Below are 20,102 nucleotides of genomic sequence, written 5' to 3'. Positions count from 1 at the left end.
GCATGATCCAGGTGCTGCGCACGGACACCGACCTGCACGGCCTGTCGGCGAGGGACCCGCAGCGGCTGCGCCACCTGGCCCGCCTCGCGCGCCTGAACCGCGACGTCTCCCGGAGCCTCGGACGCTCCAGGCCGTTCGACGCCGCTCTGATCGAGGACCTGGTACGGCTCACAGGCGGTCGCCCTCGGCAGACCGACGCGGAGTTCCGCGCCCTGTTCGAGGCCCTGTACGCGGGGGACCGGGCGGCGCCGGCGTCCGTGCCCGCCGCCAGGTCCGCCGCGCCCAACCTCGGACGGCGGACCGGCGGGCAGCCGGACGCCGCCATCGCGGTGACGACGGGCGAGGCGGCGGCCGACCCCCCGGCCGTCCGGCCCGAGGACGCGGACGAGCTGCTGATCACCCTGCCCGGCATGACGGAACGCGCGCGGGCCGCACTGCTGATGACCCTCCCGTACGCGCAGCGGCGCTGGCTGGCCGCCCAGCGGTCTCTGGTGCTGGACCTCCGGGCGAAACTGTCGCCGCAGGAGTTCTCGCTGACCGCGGCACGGCTGATGGTCGACGTCCCGGCGGACGTCTCCCGCCCCGCCTCCGCACGTCAGGCAGCCGAACGGCAGCTGGCCCGGATGCTCCAGGACCCGGCCACCACCGTCCGGCTGCTGACCGGTGGCGCCCGGGTACTGGTGCTGCCGAAGGACGCACGGCTGACCGACACCTCGGCGTTCCGGCACTTCCCGCACGGGCCCGGCGAGCCGCACTCCGTCGACTGGAGCGAGATCCGGGGCGCCCACGAGGGCATGACCGCCGGGATCGGGGAGGAGAACCTGCTCGGTGAGCGGACCTCCGTCGGGCCCGAGGAGCACTACGCCGACGGCTACTCGTCGTTCACCCACGAGGTGGCGCATCTCCTGCACCACAACCTCGAGGAGAGCGACCGGCGGCTCATCACCCGGACCTACCAGGACCTCCTCGCCGAGGACGCCGAGGAGTCGGTCAGGGGCGTGCCCGTCGAACTCATGGTGCCGAGGTGGCCGGACGGCGTCCGGTACGCCCGGCGCCCCGGCTCCGAGGAAGGCGCCGATGTTCCGCAGAACTACTCCTCCCTCGACGAGCGGGAGTTCTTCGCCCAGCTGGCCAACTCCTATCTGGACACCAACCACGGCGACGACCCCCGGACGGGCGGGCCGCGCAACAACGGCCCCGCGTGGGTGCGGGAGAACGTCCCCGCGCTGGTTCCGCTCCTGGAACGGCTGTTCGGGGCGGCGCCCGCCGGACCGCGGGACGGCCGGGCGAACCCGGTGGCGGCGGTCCGGGCCGAGGACGCCATGTACAGCGGTCTCCGGGAGTTCCTGGTGGGGGTGGACGAGGCTCCCGCCGAGGCCGTGACGGTGGGCTCAGCGCGGGAACTGGCCGAGGCCGTCGAGCGGACCGTGCCGGGCTTCCTGGGACGCGAGGGCCTGTCGTCGGACCAGGCGGTGCGGAGCTGGCTCGCCAAGGAGGCCACGGCGGAGGACGTTCCCGAGGATGTGGAGGCGTTCTCCCCGGACACGGTGGTCTCCCTCTGGGAACTCAAGGCCGCAGGTGTGGCGCTGACCGCCAGCCTGCAGGCCCGGGCGACCCTGAGCGGCGGGCTCCCGGTGTCGTCCCTGACGCCCCTGGACCGGACGCGACTGGCGCTGTACTCAGGCGGTGAGTGGTCCCCCGACCTGGGACGGACGGCGGTCGCCGTGGCGACCAGGCTGCTGCGCCGCCCGGCCCTCGTACCCGCCGGCCCGGACACCGGTACGGCCCGGACGGCGCCGGCCCGGACCGTGCCCGCCGGGACCGGGCAGGCCCGGACGACGGCACCGCAGTCCCGCGACGCCGGTGCGACCGCCGACGGCCAGGGGTCCGGTCCCGCCGTACGGCTCGACCACGGCCGGTGGGCCCCCGCCGCGGCCCGGCCCGTGGCGCCCGTGGTGAGCACCGCCGGCGACGGGGAACCCCCGCTCGCCGGGCCGCGTGACGGCGGGGCGCGACCGCAGACCCCGGTCCAGGACCCCGCGGCCCCCGGCCCGGACAGCACTCCGCGTCCGCAGGACCCCGCCCGGCCCGAGGACGACGTGCGCCCCGGCGACGGTGACGTCCCGCCCCGCGACGGTGACGCGAGGCCCGGCGGCGGTGCGCCCAAGGGGGACGACAGCCCTGGTGACGGCCCCGGTGACGACGGCCCCGGCGACAGCGGCCCGGGCGGCGGCCGTGGCGACGGCGGCCCGGGCGACGGCGGCCCGGGCGACGGGGGAGCGGTGTCGTCACCGCCCGCTCCCGCGGCCGAACCACTGAACAAGGACCAGCGTCAGGACCTGGCCGACCAGGAGCTGGTCTTCGCCCCGCCCGCCTACGCGACGGACGCGGGCTTCCGGCAGGGCATCGGCGCCGAGAGCATGGAGCTGGTCAACCCGGACGTGCTGCGGATGCTGCGCATCCAGGTCGCCGACATGCTGCCGGACCGTCTGCGGGCACAGGCCGCACGGGCGCTCGACGAGCACCTGTCACCCGTGCGGCTGCCGCACAGCCTCCGCCAGGCGGCCGGGGACGCACTCGTCCTCCAGGTCGGCCGGGGCGGCGAGGCGTTCGAGCTGACGATCGGCCTCCGGCTCGGCGACTGGATCCAGGTGACCAACCCGCGCGGCGAACTGCTCCTGGACGAGGAGGACTTCGCGCACCTGCAGCGGCGGCCCGGCGTGTCGCGGGAGGTCAGGCCGCAACTCATCACGGACCGCCGTGCGACGACCGTGTCGGTGCGGTCCACCATGAACACGGTGGACCAGGAAGCCACCCTCTCCCAGGGACTGTCCGTCGTCGGAGGACTGCTCAGCTCCATCGGCAACGCCGTCCGCGGGGTGTGGTCGGGGCACGCCACGACCAGCACCACCACGGCCGGGGTGACGGCTCTCAGTTCCCGGGGCAGCAAGGGCACGTCCTATCGTGGGGTCGACTTCCTCACGGACGTGGGCCTCGCGGTCACCGTCCGACGCCCGGGAGCGAAGACCCAGCGGCGGCACGACGTGGTCGAGCACGCCCTTCTCGTCCGGTACAGCCGGGAGGTGACGAGATCGCTGCCGCGTTCCGAGGTCGGCACGTCCCATGCCACCTCCCAGGCGTGGGCCGGTCGGACGGGCGGACACGAGGCCTCCACGGCCGCGCTGCTGGCCGATCTGCCGGGGGACGTCATCGCCCTGGGCAGCGACTACGAACCCGACGACGAGGACTCCGGGTCCCGGGTCGGGGGCACCGGCCCCGCCAGCCGGTCCTCCGAGAGCGGCGAAGTCACGGTTCGCAGTGGCACCGAGGCCGGGAACAGCGAGGACGGCGAGGACCAGCCGTGGAGCCCGGACGACCTCCCTGTGGTCCCCGACCTGTCGCCCTGGGCGGTGACGATCCCCCGCCTGTCCCGGATCGAGGTGCTGTCCGGGGCGGGTGCGGTGCGCCGGGCCGTCTTCGAAGCGGTCGACCCCGCGCTGACGAGGCCGGGTTCGGAGTCCGCCGCCGAGCTGACCGCCTTCACCTCCGTCCAGAGCCTCCTCACCGGCCTGCACGACGCGGCCGGCGGCGCCTTCCAGTCACCGGTGGTCTTCGACGGCGGCACGCGCGACAGAGTCACCCTCCGCGCGGTGTTCGCCGACCCTGAGGTCGTCGTGGCGAGCGACCACTTCTCCCACATGGAGGTGGAGGACGCGTACGTCGCCTTCACGGGCACGGCGACCACCGGCCGGGACCGGCTGGATTTCGGCGACACCATCAGCGGCGCGCTGAACATCGGCGACTCCGCCCAGGTCAGGGCCGGCCTGACGGTCTCCGGAAACCGTACGGTGGGCTACACCCGGCCCGGTCAGAGCGTGGGCGCGGGGCTGGGGCAGAAGGTCAACCTCACCCATGAGGAGACCTCGCTGGTCCGGCTCGCCGGCCAGGTGACGGTCGAGTCGGCCCGGGGCAAGCGGTCGGCAGCGGCCGTGACGGTACAGCTGCGGGTGCTCACCGCGGACCTGCCGTTGCTGGGCGTCGCGCAGGCGCACGACGCACACGGCAACGGTCACGACCACGACAGCGAACGGCTGGCCCGGACGGCCGAGCGGCACCTGACCATTCCCGAGGTCTTCACCGACTGGCTGCCCGTGACGTTCTGGGTCGGTGACCTGGACGCCCCCGGACTGAACGACGTGCTGGACGACGCCCTGCGGCTGGTGCGCGCCAACTTCGACGGCTATCTGCCGCCCGTCTCGCTGCCGGTGGCCGCCGACATCGCCGACGCGAGTGACGACGAAGCCATGCGGCCGACCACCAAGGACGGTCTGGAGCAGTTCGGCAACCACACCAAACTCGTCGGCGCCCTGGGCCCGGAGGGCGTCCCCCAACTGCTGCACGCCATGGTCAACGGCGGTCACACCGTGGTGCTGACCAAGAGCACCCCGCGCGGGCCCGAGCAGGTCCTGGTGACCGTGCACGCGACCTTCGACCCCGCCGACTTCCGTTACCGGCGGAGCCTGCAGGGCGAGATGGAGACCTTCCAGCAGGCGTTCAACGACCTGACCGTGACGACGGACCGGTCGACCGTGGTGGGCCTGGGCGGTGACTTCTCCGCCGGGACCCGGCAGCCGCTGGGCGGCCTCTCCGGCCTCTGGGGCAACGTCACCGGCGGCCTCAACGCGACCCGCAGCTCCGTGGAACACAGCGGAGTCCTGGCGCGGCGCACCACCGGTCTCGTCCAGGAGTGGCTCGCCGAGTTCACCGGGTCCGTCACCTTCCGGGTGAGCGTGCGGCAGGACCTGCGCCCGGGCGCGGCGGCCCCCGGAGCGCAGGAGGATCCCGACACCGGGGCGGACACCGACGTGCTCCGGATGCCCGGAAGCTATCCGCTCCGTGACCTCACCGGCACCCTGCCGGTCTCCGTACCCGTACCCGTACCCGTACCCGAATCCGAATCCGGCGCGCAGCCACGCGTGCTGGACAGCGAACCCGTGACGGTGACGACCCGTCTGATAGCGCCCGAGGACCTCCTCCAGGAACGGGTCGGGGACGGCCGCACGGAGTGGGTGCCCAACGTCGAGACCGTCCAGGAACCCTCCGGCGGCGTGCGCAGGGCGGTCCGGGAGGCGATCGGCGGTGATCTGACCTGGCGGCCGGAGCCGGACGCCTGGGTGCCCCACGAGTCCCTGCACACCGTCGCGGTCGGCAGGGCGCTGTCGGCCGTCGAGGAGGCGCTGGCCGAACTCGGCGTCACCAGGCTGGACCCGACCGACCACGCCGCGCTGCGCGCCCTGCTGCACGGACTTCCGGCGCGGCTGCGCGACTTCCACGGCGCCCATCACCCCCTGTGGGAGCCGGCGAACTCGCTGGGACGCACCTGGTGGGGCGGCACCCAGCGGGTGTCGGTGAGCCTGCGGGCCACGATCGAGGAAGCGGCCTTCATCGGCGCCAGCGGCAACTCCTTCGTCTTCGGCGTCTCGGGCGAGACGGCCCGGGTGGGCCGGAGCACCACGGCGAGCAACCGCCAGCTGGCCGGAGGGGTCGGGACAGAGGCGATGTTCCGGGCGGGCAGCCGTGACTCCGTACGCCTCACCCCCGGCCTGCGCCTCGGCCGGGACACCCCGGCCACCCACTCCACCGAGCGCAGCGGCCGGGCCGACTCCATCGCCATCGCCGTGACCGACCACGTGCTGGCCCGGACCTCGGTCCGGCTGGACTTCCAGGTCACCCGGTGGACGGACACCCCGCTGCCGGTGACGGCGGAGAACGCCCTGCACACCGGCAGACACGCCCAGCGGAGCGTGTCACGGCAGCTGACCGTACCGGGAATCCTGCTCACGGCGGCCGACGAGGCGGTCCGGCTCGGGCTGCTGCCGCCGGACCATCCGCAGGCGTCCGCCGCACCCGGGCAGGAGGATGCCGAGTCCGAGCGGATCTACCCTCCGTCGAGCGTGCTGCGCAACGACGGCCTGGACCTGGCCTTCGCGCGCCAGGTCCCCGATCTGGGCCGGTTCGTGCGCGAGGAGGTCGCCCCCGTACTGGAGAGGGAGTTCGGCCGCTCGTACGCCGAGGCGGCCGCGGGTCCGCTGCGCCTGCTGTCGTCGCCGACCGGGACCGCGGCCCTGCTGCGGGCCCTGCTGACCGGCGTGACGATCGCGGTGCCGCACCGGACGCCGGTCGCCACCTCGATGATGGAGATCACCTTCCGAGCGAGTCTGGGGGAGCCGAGCCCGGCGGGCCCGACCGCGGCCCGTTTCTACGCCGACCGGGCGAACGTCCTGATCGAGACCGCGCACCGGGCGCTGCAGTCGGTGTCCACGCGGTCCGCACAGATCACCGGCACCCACACGGTCGCGACCACCTCGCCGTTCAACCTCAACCGTGACGCGATCACCACCGGCACCCTCGCGGGGACCACCACCGACCGGACCCGGCAGTCCCGCCGCGACGAGCACTGGGAAGTGGCTGTCCTGCGGCACAAGGGAATACCGCTCCTGCAGAGCGACCACGACCTGAACGTCGAGGTCACGGTGAAGCTCTCGTCGGCGCTGACGAGCGGACTCCCCGGTGCCGCGTCGCTGCTCGGACCCGTCGCCCCGGCGGCCGGGCCGGTCATGGGCCGCTCCCGCCGGCTGACCATCGGCCCCGAGGCGCTGCCGGGCCTCCGGCTGGCCTACCCCGGGGAGATCGCCGAGGCGGCGCCCACCTCCCCGGTCGAGCGCTCCTCCACGACGGAACACGCTCCCACGACGAAGCCGTTCGGTGTGCGCTTCGCCCCCGGCCTCCTGCGGGACGCGGTGCTCGGCAGCCTCGGCGACCTGCGCGGCCTGCGCGAGGCGGCCGAGTCCCTCTTCACGGGGCGGCACCCACTGGACGGCGTCTCCCCGGCGGCCAACTCCTGGCAGGGCGGGCTCTTCGCGGTCCGGAGCAGGATCGAGACGGTCTTCAGCGACGCCTACCTGAGCCAGTGGATCTGGCAGGCCCTCCAGGACGGCGTCGAACACCAGCTGACGATCCCCGGCGCCGCCTTCGACGTCACCGGCACGCTCAGGGTGACCGCCCACGCGACCGGTTTCCACCACTCCGACGTGGTCCTCGACTCCAGGGTCCGCAGAAGGATCCACCGCTCGGCGACCAAGGCGTGGGGCGACCGGGACGCCGCACGCGCCGTGCGGGCCACCGCGTCCGCCCGCATCACCCAGCAACTGGACGCGCCGACGGCCGGAACGCCGACGGCCGGAACGCACAACGTCTTCGAGGGCCTGGGCCTGGTCGGCCAGACCCAGGGCCGGCGGGGCGCCGAAACGTCGGGCGACCGGCTGATGGCGGAGAGCGGGGAGAAGGCGAGCGGCCTGGAGTTCGCCCGGCTGCACGCCGACGAGATCCAGTGGCACCTGGAGTGGCACGCGGAGAACGTCCTGCCGGTGGAGCACGGCACCCTGCCCGGACGGCTCCTCGACTTCATGCGCAGGCCGGTCCGGGACGTTGTGCACACCGTCACCGGCGAGGCGATGACCCTCTACGTGCCGCTCGACAAGCGGCAGCAGTTCCTCGATCTGCACCTGGCCGACGGGACGGACCGGTCGGAAGCGGACAGCGGCCGGCGGGCGTCGGCGGACGCCGAACTCCCGGACTCCGGGCCCGTCCCGCCCCGCACCCCGAGCCCGGCACGGCCGGCGACCGTGAGCGAGGCGACCGCTCCGGCGGCGGAGGCCGCCCGCGACGCGTCCGTCCCCGGCCCCCCGGCGGGCCCCGGCCCCCGCAGCGCCGCCCCGCACGCGATCCGTCTGCGCAGGCTCCGGCGGAACGGCCCGGACACCGCCGCCGGCGCCCCGGCGTCCGGCCCCGTCGCCCCCGACGCCGTACCGGGCACCCTCGCCGGCCCCTCCGAGCCGCTCGCACGCACCGGGGAGTCCGGGCAGACGGGGGAGACCGGACAGGCAGGGGACGTCCCCTCGGCCCCCGCCCCGCAGCACCCCTGGTACCTCGACCGCGGGGCCCTCGGCGAGATGACCGTGCACCGCGCCCCGCGGCAGGCCGACGTACCGGAGGAGCCGCTGCACGCGATCGCCGGCGCCGTGCCGGTACCGGAGCTCCGGGACGACATCCGTGCCGCCGTCCGCGCGATGCTGGGGACCACCGATCCGAAGGAGTGGAAGGAACTCCTCCTCAAGGGCCGGCTGCTGGTCAGCCGGGACAGGCTGGTGTGGATCCGGCCCGCCCTGCGCCAGGTGCGCCCCGAACCGGCGGCCGGGGAGCCGGAGCGGCCGGTGCGCGCGTACGAGGTCGGCTTCGCGTCGACCAAGGCGGGCGGCGCGTCGGAGCGGAGCCGCGGCGGGGGCTGGGACTCGAAGCTCTTCAGCGCCTTCAACCTCGCTTCCGCGGCGGCGTCCGCGGTCGTGCCCGGCTTGCCGTTCTTCGGGGGCGCGGTGTCGAGGACGAGCACCGCCGAATGGGGCCGCAACGTCATCAGCGGACGCAAGCTGTTCGTGGACGGCTCCAGCCGCTTCGACGCGGACCTGGGCTTCCGGGTGTACGTGGACGGCTTCGAGCACTCCTCGGCGGTGACCGTGCCCGTGGCCCTGGGCGTCTCCGTGCCCACCGCGTACACCGCGAGCCGTACCCTGCCGCCCGAGCCGCCGGCCCCGTCCCCGGTGGAGGACGGCGGGTCCGCCCGCCGGACCGCCCCGCCCCGGCCGATCCTCAACGCGCTCGACCCCGGCCCCGTGATCGCCGAACTCCAGCGGGAACTGCTGGCGGCCGGGCTGGACGCCGCGGCGGTCGCCGACGTCGTGCGCAGGACCCAGGTCCAGGTCAACGAGCAGAGCGCGCGCAACCGCACGCACTGGTGGATGACCACCGGTGACGTCGGCACCCGGATCACCGCGGCCGCCGCGACGGTACGGCGGGGGCCCGTCGCGCTCCGCGCCGCCCGCGCCGCGATGGACAGGGCGCTGCGGACCGGCGCGCAGGACGCCGGTCTGTCGCCGTCCCACGTCGAGGAGGTCGGCGGCCTGCTCCAGACGGCCGTCGAACGGGTCCACGCCACCCACGGGTTCCCCGGCGTCCAGGGTCTGCGCGACCGGGTGGGCCCCACTCTGCGAGCCGCCCTGGAGGGCCGTGGCCTGGCCCCGGAGACGGCCGGCCGGATCACCGACGCGGTCTGGGCCGCGGGCACGGCGGCGGCCGGCCGGCGGCCGGCCGCCCTCCCCCCATCGTTCTCCGGTCACCCCACGGTGCGGCTGAGCATCGCCTCCGCGCGGCTGGTCGGCGTCACGGCGGGCGTGAAGGTCCGCGACGACCTCGGCTCCGGCCGGTCCGCGGCGATCTCCCGGGACGTGGCGAGCTCGGCCGTCTACGGCATCGGCTTCAACATGTTCGGCCTCACCGACGGCTTCAGCAACGACTTCACCGACAGCGAGGCCACCGGGCTCGCGGTCGGGCAGAGCGGCCCGTCCTCCCGGAGCGGCAAGGGCGTCGCGCCCTTCCTCGGCCTGTCGTACCACCCGTCACGGTCCACCGGCATGTCGCTGGCGACGCAGGCGGTCAACCACTACGTGCTCAACGAGCAGGGGGACCACGCCCGCTACGACGTGTCGATGGAGCTGGAAGTCGACTTCGCCTCCACCAGCCACCCGGCGCTCGGGACCGTGCGGGGCCGCGTCGTCGGAGAGGTCGGCGTGCCCATGGGCGCCGACGGGCGGGGCGCCCGGCAGTTCGAGCAGTCGGTGGGCGTGGTCGTCCGGCGGGAGCAGCCGCTCGTACCGGTGCGCGAGCAGCCGAACGTCATGCGACTGCTCCGCCTCGCCGGCCTCCCGTCGCGGCCTCCCGAGGCCGCGCCCGCCCCCCGGCCGGCGGAACTGGACGAGCCGCTGCCGCCCCAGCCCGGCGAACCGCCGCACCTCGCCGCCCGCCGGGGTCCAGGCTTCGCCGTCCTGCTGTCGCTGCCCGGGGCCGAACAGGTCGTGGACCACTTCGGCACGCGGTTGCGGGCCCTCGCGGCGCGGCCGGGGACCGGACGCGTCGACTGGTCGTCGGTCGACCGGGAACTGAGCGTCTTCTTCGGCGTGCCGGCGCTCTCCACCGACCTGGCGCAGCTGATGCACGGCTACAGCCACGAGGTGACCCTGGGCGGCCGGAAGGTCCGGCTGGCCGTCCGCGCGCACCTGCGGGAACGGCTGGACAACCGCGAAGCGGCCGGCTCCATGACCCTGAACGCGCGGACGACGACCGGGCAGACCTTCACCAGTCACCGGGGCGTCCGCTGGACGGGGGAGGCGTCCCTGGGCGGCGGCGCCCGGGTGTCCCTGGGCGGTGTCATGCGGCTCCAGGCCGGCGGCATCCGCCTGCACGGCAGCCGTGGTCGCGGCGCCACCCAGAAGCTCACCGGCAACAACAAGCACTACAACCGCATGGAGACTTCCGGCCCCATCGACCGCAGCCTCTACCGGGTGATCTGGCAGGCCGGGATCGACGACACGACTGCCTACTTCGGCGAGGACGGGAGCACCACCGCCGAGATCGCGCTCTCCCGCGAGCACGTGCCCGCGGCGCCGGTGACCGCGGACGAGGTCGCCGCGATGCGCGACGGCACCGTCACCAGGGGGCCCCGGCCCGAGGACGGCTCGCCCCGGCTCGCCCTCCACCAGGCCGGAACCGCCGGCATGTACCCGGCGTTCGCCGCGATGCCGCAGCTGACCCGGCTGGTCGCGGAGCTCTACGCCGAGGTGAACCGTCTGCCGCGGGACTGGGCCGCGAACCCGGCGAACTGGCCGGCCGACCTGCTGGACCTGACCAGCCCGCGCTCCCTCGACGCCCACTTCGCGGAACTCGTCGGCGACGAGGGCTGGAAGGTGCTGCTGACCACCCGCCAGGGCCGGAAGCAGGAGGTACGGCTGCGCCTGCGGGTGCCCGAGCCCCGACGCCTCCCCGAGGCCGCCGACCGCGTGGAGATCGAGCACTACCTCCAGGCGAAGACCGCCGCCGGGGCCGAGCTGTCCCGGGAGTCGGGCGTCGGGGTCTCGGGCGGCGTGGGCCCGCAGGCGCGGCTCGGGGACGACCACGGCGGCGGGACGACCGGCAGGATCACCGCTCTCGCGGAGGCGGAGTTCGGCCGTTCCTGGTCCACCGGGCAGGGCACGGATTTCGGCAGCGTGGAGATCAGCCGGTCCACCTACGACGGCGCCTGGCGCATCCTGCTCGACGCCGACGTCGAGGCGGTCGCGGTGTCCTGGCGGGGCGGGGACCGCCGGCAGGCCGCGGGCTCCACGACCGCCGTCGGCGCCCTCGACCTGCTCCTCGCGCGGCGCAGGGCGGAGGACCTGGGACTGCTGCCGGCACCCCCGGACGAGGACCTGACTCCCCGCGCCTACCTGGACTCCGGCCTGCTCGCCACGGCCGCGCACCCCGAGGTGCTCAGGGCGGACGGCGTCCTGCCGAGCGTCCTCGACCGGCTGCGCCGGCGCGGGGTCCTGCGCGGCGGCGACGACGATCCGCACCGCGATCTGCTGAGGCGGCAGTTGCGGGCCTTCCTGTCGTCGGAGAACCTGCAGACCGAGTTCACCGGCCTGGTGGGCGGCAAGGACCGGTGGCGGGTGTTCCCGCTGGCGCGCTTCGGCGGCGGCACTGACTACCTGGTGGTCCGGGTCACCGTCAGCGAGGTGGAGCCCGCGCACAGCCACCGCCGGCGGCCCGAGGTCAGGCTCACCCTGCGCGGGGAGGGCGTGAGCGGCGACAGCACCGAGCAGTCCGTGTCGGCCCACGGCGGCGGCGGCGCGATCGTCCGGGCCCGGGTGGGCACCGGCGGTGCCTACGGCGGTCTGGGCATGGGCGCCTCGTACCGCACCGGCCGCAAGGAGACGCAGGAGAACAGCCGGACCGTCCTCGACATCCACCGGGGCTCCACCCGGGACTCCTCCGTGGAGTTCGAGCACCAGGTCCGGTTCCGGGTCGAGCTGGGCCAGACCTCGGAACTGCCCGAGTTCCTCGCGGCCGCCTCCCGGGGCCTGCGACGGACCGTCATGGGTGTGGGGTCGCTGCTCGGACGCGAGGCCGGGGCCGCACGGCTGTGGTACGGGAAGAAGCGGTGGGACTGGTACGACGACGGCTCGGCGCAGCAGGTCTGGGGCGCCGTCCGCCTGCTGGTGCCGGCCCACCTGACCACCGAGGCGTCCGCCGCCCTGGTGTCCCCGGTCGCCGCCCCGTCCCTCGGCGACGGACCGAGGTGGGACTCCGGGAACACCGCCGTCGCGCCGCTGCCCAAGGAGTTCCTCGACCAGTTCCACCCGTGGGACGTCCCGGCCGCCGCCGCCGTCCAGCGGTGGGCGAAGCTCGCCGCCCTCCCCTCCCGTACCGCACCGGACCTCGGCCGGGACCGGGTCTGGGAGGTGCCCGGCATCGACTTCACCACCCCGGAGGGGCAGAGCTACGAACTGCGCACCTCGGGCAACGTGCTGCGGCCCAGGATCGACCAGCTGCTGAACGGCACCTACCGCGTCCCGGTGGGCGACCGCGAGGTCACGGTCCGCTTCGTCCTCACCGGGGCCCGCGTCCTGGCGAAGGGCGCCGCCTTCAAGGCACGGCGCTACCAGCAGCACGACGACGCCCCCAAGAGGGCGGCCGGGCGCTTCGGCGGCTGGGAGTTCGAGTTCGGCCCGGAGGCCGGCGGCAGCACCGGCGAGCACCACGAGGACCACCTGGTGGAGCGGTTCCACGGGGAGTTCGAGACCGGCACGGGTGAGGAGCGCAGCGGCGAGATCAGCCAGGTCGACGAGAAGAACCAGGAGGCCAGCCGCAAGTTCGACTACTACAGCCTCGGCCTCGACGTGATCGTCCAGGGACCCGTCCGCACCCTGCGGGTGTCGGTGCCGGACGGTCTGGTCGGCATGCTGCCCGTCGACGCCGACGGGAACCTGGCCGGCGGACTGACGGACCTGCTGCCGGACCTGTTCGGCCCGGCGGCGGCCGAGGTGGCCGGGGAGGCCGGGGAGGCGGTCGGGGAGACCGGCGCGGCAGTGCCGGCCGAGGCTTCGGCCGCCGGGGCCGCCGAACCGGCCGAGGGACCCCCGGTCGAGTCCCTCATGCAGCGATCGCGGACGGTGTGGCACGAGGACCGCCGGCTCGCCGTCGCCCTGCCCGGCGTCACCGCCGCCGAACTGGGCATCGGCCCGGCCGCGATGGAGCGGCTGCCGGATCTCCTCCCGCCCGCGGCGGTCGTGGTCCTCGGGGCGCACGACGGCGACGGCCGGCTGACGGTGGACGGCCTGCCGGTGCGCACGGACGCGCTCGCCGCGCTGCTGAACGCCACCGTGCCGGGACTCTCCCCGTTGCTGATCGGCGCGGGCGCGGACCGCCACGCCGCGGAGCTCGCCGCGGCCCTCGGCACGCCCGTCCTCGCCAGCGCCCGCGGCCTGGCGCTGGACCCGGCCGCCGGCACGCTCGGCGAGGTCGCCCCGCCCGCAGCAGTCGACGCTCGGGAATCCGGCTTCCGGCTCTTCGACGCCGAACACCCGGACGGCGTGCCGGCCTTCGCCACCCGGAGCACCGACCCGTGGGAGGAGCCCGCGCGGAGCGGGCAGACCACGGACACGGCGGCGTCGGCCGCGGAGACCGTGGACACGGACGCGGCACCGTCCGGGGGGGCCAGCGACACGGCGACGCCGCCCGCGCCGGGAACGGAGACGTCCGAGCCGCGGCCGGCGGACCGGCCCGCCGCACTCGGACCGGTGTACGTCTCCCCGTGGGGAGAGCCCGTCGAAGTGGACCCTGCGGCCCGCACCATCGGCATCCCCCGGGCCGGTCTGCCGCACCTGCCCGAGGTGATCCGGACCCTGCGCCGGCTGGCGGAGGAGGCCGGTCACAGCGTGCCGCAGGCGCTGTGGGACGCCCTGCCGCAGCGCCTGCTGAGCAACTACCGCTACATGGTGCCGCCGACAGCGGACGCGGTGGACGGACTGATGGTCCCGCTCGGCGGCGTGGAGGCGCTGATCACCCTCGATCCCCAGGACCCGCGCGGGGTCCGTGAACCGGCCGGCCTGTACGACGGCCGTACGGCGCGCACGGCCGTCGACGGGACGCCCGGGACCGGGCCCGCGAACACGCCCGGCCGGGTCACCGAGCCGGGTGCCGGCCGCGGGACCCCGGGGCGCGGGAGCCGCCCCGGCGACCGTACGGTGCTGGAGACCATTCCCGAGGAGGGGCCGCTGGAGCTGGTGCCCGACGAGCCGGCCGACGGACGGTTCCGCGCCAACGAGGCCGTCAACTCCTCCTACCTGACGGGTGCGTTCGTCCGCTCCCACTCGGGCCCGACCGGCGCGACCCGGGGCGCGCTGACGATGTCGTACGGCATCGGCGTCGCCCCCGGGGTGTTCCAGGTGCTCCGCGCCGGACTCGGCGTCTCCGGAACGGCCAACGCCTCCCGGCGGTCGACCAACTGGGTCGGCGACGCCGAGGGCGGCCATGTGCTGTCGGCCAAGAGCGACTCCCGGATGATCGCCTACCGGGCCCGCTGGACGGTGCGCCTGCGCACCGCAGCGGACCGGGACTGGACCGATATCGAAGCCACCCGGGTGGAGACCGCGGACGACCGTCGGCTGCTGCTCTACCTGCCCGAGCACTACCTGGAGCAGGCTCCGCGGCAGGTCACCGCCGTCGGTACCGGCGGACTCGAACACCGGCTGCCCGCCATGTACCACGCGTCCGGTCTCACCGGCCTGCCCGTCCTGTTCGACCGGATCAGCGCGGCCGTGCGCGCCCAGGGGCTCGCGCTCCCGGTCGGCGGCGTGACCCGCCAGGAACTGCTCCAGAAACTGTGGAACCTCGAATCACACCTGGACGCGGCCCTCGACCCGGAGCGGGGCTACCCGTTCACGCTGCACGACGAGTACGGCAGACCGGCGGCGACCGTCCGCGTGCACACCAGGCGGCGCCCGGGGGCCGTCCGCGTGGGCACCACCAGCGACAAGGCCCCCATCGAGAACGTCCGTACGGCGATCGACGGCACCGGCGGCAGCCACACCCTCAGCAACTCCACCACGGTGAGTCTGCCGGTGGAACTCAACCTGGTCCCGACGCCGTTCCAGGACCCGGCACTGGGCCTCGGCATCAGCGGCAGCCTCGCACTGACCTGGTCCAACTCGGACACCGTCAGCGCCGGCCGGACCGGTCTGTGGGTCGTGGTGCCGCGCCACGTCGGTCCCACCAACGCGTACCTGCTGGAGTTCACCCACAGCGCCGTCTCGGCGGTCCGCGGCCACGAACCGGTCGGCACGCCCGAGGTGCCGGGCGAGGGCGTCGTACGGGTGCCGCAGCGCGAGGCCCTCCGGCACGGCCTGCCGGTGGACGAGGAAGCGCTGAGCGCCACCCCGGTCACGGCCGCCGACCGCGCGGCGGGCCGCGTACCGGAGCCGGCCGAGCGCACGGTGACCGTCCACGAGGGCCCGACCGGCCGCCTCGTGCGCTACGCGGCGGACCTGCTCCCGGGCACGGGGCGCCGGCCCGGCGACCCCGCGCACCTGGACGCCCCCGCCTTCGTCCGCGAGGGACGCGGCATCGGCATGGGTGTGGTCGAGGTCCGTGAGGAGACGGGGCGGCGGCTGTACGGGCAGACGGCGCGGGAACTGCGCCGGCTCGGCTTCCTGCCGCCCGACGCCACCGTGCCGCTCACCGGCGGCGGCCACTGGTGGGCGAACGCGCACGTCCGGGACGTCCAGGTGAAGAATGACGAGGCGCTCAGGAAGTTCTTCTCCTCACGCGGTCTCGACTCCTGGCACGACTCGCTGCACCAGGAACCCGGTATGCGGCTCGTCCTGGACCTTCCCCGGGGCGCCCTGGGGATCGACGCCGACCACGACGCCGTGCTGATCACCCTCCGGGCCCAGCCGTCCGAGGGCCTCGCGCCGCGTTTCGAGGGCACCACCGAGGACATGGCCGCGGTCAACCTCTCCATGGGCATGGACACCGCCGGCATGTCCAGCGGCGTCGCCCGCAAGCTGACGCTCGGCCTGAACTTCAAGGCGCGCCTGCACCAGCTCAAGGGCGCGTCGACCGGCGTGGAGGCCAGTGTCTCGGCCGGACGCAGCGACGGGGTGTCCTTCCTCGTGAACCACCCCGAACTGCTGGAACTCACCGGGCTGCTGCGGCGGTTCACCCTGTTCAGCGACTACACCGTCACCCTGGAACTGCAGCACAGCGGAGCCGCCGGGCGCGTCAGGCCGGGGGCCCGGGACCCGCAGCCGATCCGGCTGCTGCGCCAGGAAGCCATCGCCTACCTCCCTCCCATCGACGAACCGCCGGCACCCCCCGTCCCGTGGACGCGGCCCACCCCGGCCTCGGTCCTCGACCGCGCGGTGATCTTCCACGTGGACGCCTCCGGGCTGCACGGCGCGGCGGCGCGCGCGATGGGCGAGCTGGTCTCCGGGCCGCAGAGCGGGGCGGTGCAGGAACTGGCCTCCTTCACCGGCACCATGCAGATACGGTCGCACCTGAAGGCCGTCATGGGCCGCCGGTACACGACCGACCAGTTCTTCACCAGCGGCTTCTTCCGGGACTCCCACGGTGCGGTGGACATCAGCGGACAGATGGGGCCGTCGTCCTTCGCGGGCGTCACCCAGGACCCCTTCGTGCTGGGCGCCATCACGCTCTGGATGAGCCAGACCAACAGCAGCGCCAGCACCTCGCGCGGCATCAGGGCGGTACCGGCCGACCTGTCCGTCGGCGGCGCCACGCCGGACGGCGACGGCTCGCTCCAGGGCGGGGCCGACGCCTCCTGGAGCCGGCAGTGGAACCGGTCGGCCAGTTCGGGGCGGACCGGCGCCAAGGAGGAGATCAAGCTCAGCTTCACCCGGGCGTACCTCTTCCGCACCTCGGTGGACTACGAGGTGACCGGCCGCCTGGAGAAGCACGCCAAGCTCGTGCCGGACTCGTACGCCTCGCACAACGAGCGGGTAGCGGGCCGCACCATGCTCTACCTGCTCGCCGAACCCGAGGCGCTGGAGCAGTACGCCGCGGGCCACGTCCCGGTCGCCGACGAGCAGCTCGTCGACGTACTGAACCGCTGGTACGCCGGGCAGGTGCGGCTCAGCGGGGACACGGTCGCGGGCGTGCTGGCCCGCTGGGCCGGCCAGGTGCCGGACCCGCACGGCCCGAGGCCCCTCACCGCGGCGGACCAGGCGGCGGCGGACGCCCTGGACGAACTGACCGTGTCCCGCCCGGAGCTGGCCGCGCTGCTGGCACGCCTGCACGACAACGGCGCCCTGCCCGTGGCGGACCGGCAGATCCGCGCGGACTTCGGCGCCCGCTTCGGCCTGGAGCTGCGGGACCCCGAGGGCGGACTCTTCCCCGGCACCGGGCTTCCCGAATACCTGACCCGCCGCGACCCCGGCGGTCGCTTCCTGGGACACAGCGGCATCCACTCGGTCACGTTCGAACGGGGCTACGGGTCGGTCTACGACATCGTGCGGGAGCAGGTCGACCGGACCGCGCCGGGACTGCTGGCCGCGCAGAGCGATATGTGGACCGGGGACGGGCGGAGGATCGGGCGTGTCCAGGGTTCGGTGAACGCCCTGCAGGCGATGCTGACCGACCCCTCCTGGGAGGACCTGCTGTCCCCCAACGGCCAGACGGTCTACCTGGTCAACCCGATCGGCTGGCTGCTCGCCGACATCGTCAGGATCAACCTGAGGGCCACCCTGGACTCCGAACCGGAGGTGTTCGGCTTCCGGCCCCGCGCCGGTCTGGAGGTGTACGGCCACGGCTATGTGAGCACGGGCACCGGCACCTCCCGGGACACCGCCCTGGGGGTGAGCGCCGGCAAGTTCGGCGGGGGCGGGCCGAACAGCTCGGCCAGTGGCAGCCTCGCCGTGGGGGAGGCCCGCCACCAGGGTGTCAGCCAGGCCGGGACGGCCACCACCGAGCAGACCGTCTACAGCTGGAACGGGCTCTACCTGCTCCGTGCCGACCACACCGTCACCGTCGAGGTCACCCGGCTCGACATGGCGGGACGACCGCTGAACAACCTGCTGGCGGGCTGGTACCGCAACCTCGATCCCACCCGGTCCGCCCCCGCCGTCAACAGCGTCCGGGGCCGCATGGAGCTGCAGGTGCCGCGCGGCCTGGCCGAGTTCCGTCCGTCGAACGGCCGGAAGCCGGCCCACGACCCGCGACCGCTGCCCGCGCTGCCCGGTGACGCCTACATCACCGGCGCCCTGCTCGACGACGGACTGCCGGCCGCCCTCGAACTCATGACCAGGATGTTCGGCCCCCGGGCGGACGGGGCCCGGACCCGGACCAACGCCGGCATCCACCAGGTGATGAACCGTCAGCAGATCGTCGGCCATCTCGCCGAGGCGTCGGCGGGCCGGCGCTACCTGCTCACCGACATGCTGTTCGTACCGGGCGACCCGTCCCGGCACGCCAAGCTCTGGCTGACCGGAGACCTGTTCGACCTGGAGGTCGTCGGTCCGGTCGAGGGCACCGGAGCCGGCCGCTACACCAAGCACCAGAGCGGCACGACATCGAGCTCCGGCACCGACCACTGGCGCCCCACCGTGAGTACGGGTGTCTCCGGCTCGGGCACCCTTCACGTCCCCGACCCGGCGCAGTCGGCGCCGGGCCAGTCGCTCCCGCCGTCCACCGGCGGAGGCGACACGGGGGCGTCGCGGACCACCGGCAGCGGCACGGCGGACGCGGGCACCGAGAACTACCGGCGCGAGCAGCACATCAAGCAGCAGGGCCGGGTCTTCCTGATCGTGCTGCACGGCCGCTACCGGCTGGAGGCCGAACTCGTCGAGGAGGGCCCGCTGGGAGCGGGCTCCAGAACGCGGCTGCTGCGCAGCGACGCCTTCAGCGGCGATGTCTACGCGGAGCTCTACGAGCCGGAGGTCGAGGAACTCCTGGCCAGGCAGGCCGCGCAGCCCCTGCCGCGGGCCACGGAGGCGGACGCGGAGGCGGCCGGGGCGAAGCTGGCACGGGCGCCCCGGTACGACCTGGCCGACATCGTGGTGGCGGTGGCCGGCGACCCCGGGATCACCGCCGAGCGGCTGCACCAGTCGGTGGCCCGGCGGATCCGGTCCGCGTCCTGGGCCGCGGCCGCACAGGCGGCGGGGGCCAGGTCCCGTACGCCGTTCCGTCCGGCCCGGCCCCGGACGGACGGCTCGTTCGACGCGGTGGTGCTCACCCTGGACCGGGCCCGCCTGGCCGACCTGCCGCACCGGGCCGTGCTGAGGTGGGCGGTCGACACGCTGCGGGTGGACCTGGACGCGGCGCGGACCGCCGCCCCGGACCACCCGGCGCCAGAGGCCCTGGAGCGATACCGGCGAATGCTGGACGACGGCCGGGTCCCCCGGGAGTCCGGCCGCCCGCGGGATCAGTTCGTCGCCGACGTGGTCCGTGAGGTCGACGAGGCCCGACGGGGGCTGACCGGGGAGGGGGCGGCGCCGGCCCGCTTCCCGGACGCCGTCCCGGCCTCGGTGGAGGCCGTCGACCGCCTGGTCCAGGGCATCGCACACGAACTGGACGTCCCGGTCCGCGCCGAGATCCTCGAACCGGACGGCTCGGTCTCCCACCTCCGGCCGCTGCCCTCCGGGCGGGTCGAGCACGTCCGCGTGGTCGCCGTGACCGAGGGCGGCCCGGTGCCGTTCGAGGTGTTCGAGCACATCGAGGGCGATTCCGGCGCCGCCGACCCGGAGACCGCGGTGGTACCCACCTGGGCCTACGAAGAGGCCGCCACCCCGTACCTGTTGGCATCGCGCCCGGCGGCGGACGGCGGGCCGGCCGAATTCGACGAGACCGCCCTCGCCTCCCTGCTGGCGGACGGCTCCGCCCTCGCCGGCATCGGACGCGACAGCTCACTGGTGCTGCTGTCCGGCACGGCGGGTGAGGGCGACGGGGAACTGGCCCAGCGCATGGCCGACCTCACGGGCCGGCGGGTCTGGGCGTCCTCGCGGCCGGTGGGCCTCGACAGCGCCCGGGACGGTACGCCCCGGATCACCTACACGGACCGCCCGGACGCCCCCGGCGACGGCGATGACTGGGCGGTGCGGGAGCCGCGCCGCCCGGACCAGCGGCCGCGCGGGAGCGGGCCGCGCCACGGGGACGGGTGA

At 74.7% G+C, this 20,102-nt stretch carries 1 protein-coding gene (running past one end of the window); it reads left to right on the top strand.

Translation table 11 applies throughout. The features are described from left to right. Window positions 1-20,102, top strand: the final stretch of a protein-coding gene (locus IEZ05_RS23145; RefSeq protein WP_189232132.1) for a scabin-related ADP-ribosyltransferase. It extends 22,117 nt beyond the left edge of the window; the window shows 20,102 of its 42,219 coding nt (coding positions 22,118-42,219); the start codon falls outside the window, past its left edge; its stop codon occupies window positions 20,100-20,102.

Source organism: Streptomyces flaveolus (assembly GCF_014648815.1).
Classification (GTDB): Bacteria; Actinomycetota; Actinomycetes; order Streptomycetales; family Streptomycetaceae; genus Streptomyces; species Streptomyces flaveolus.
The sequence above is the reverse complement of the archived record's forward strand: the minus strand, read 5'-3'. Positions and strand labels throughout refer to the sequence as shown.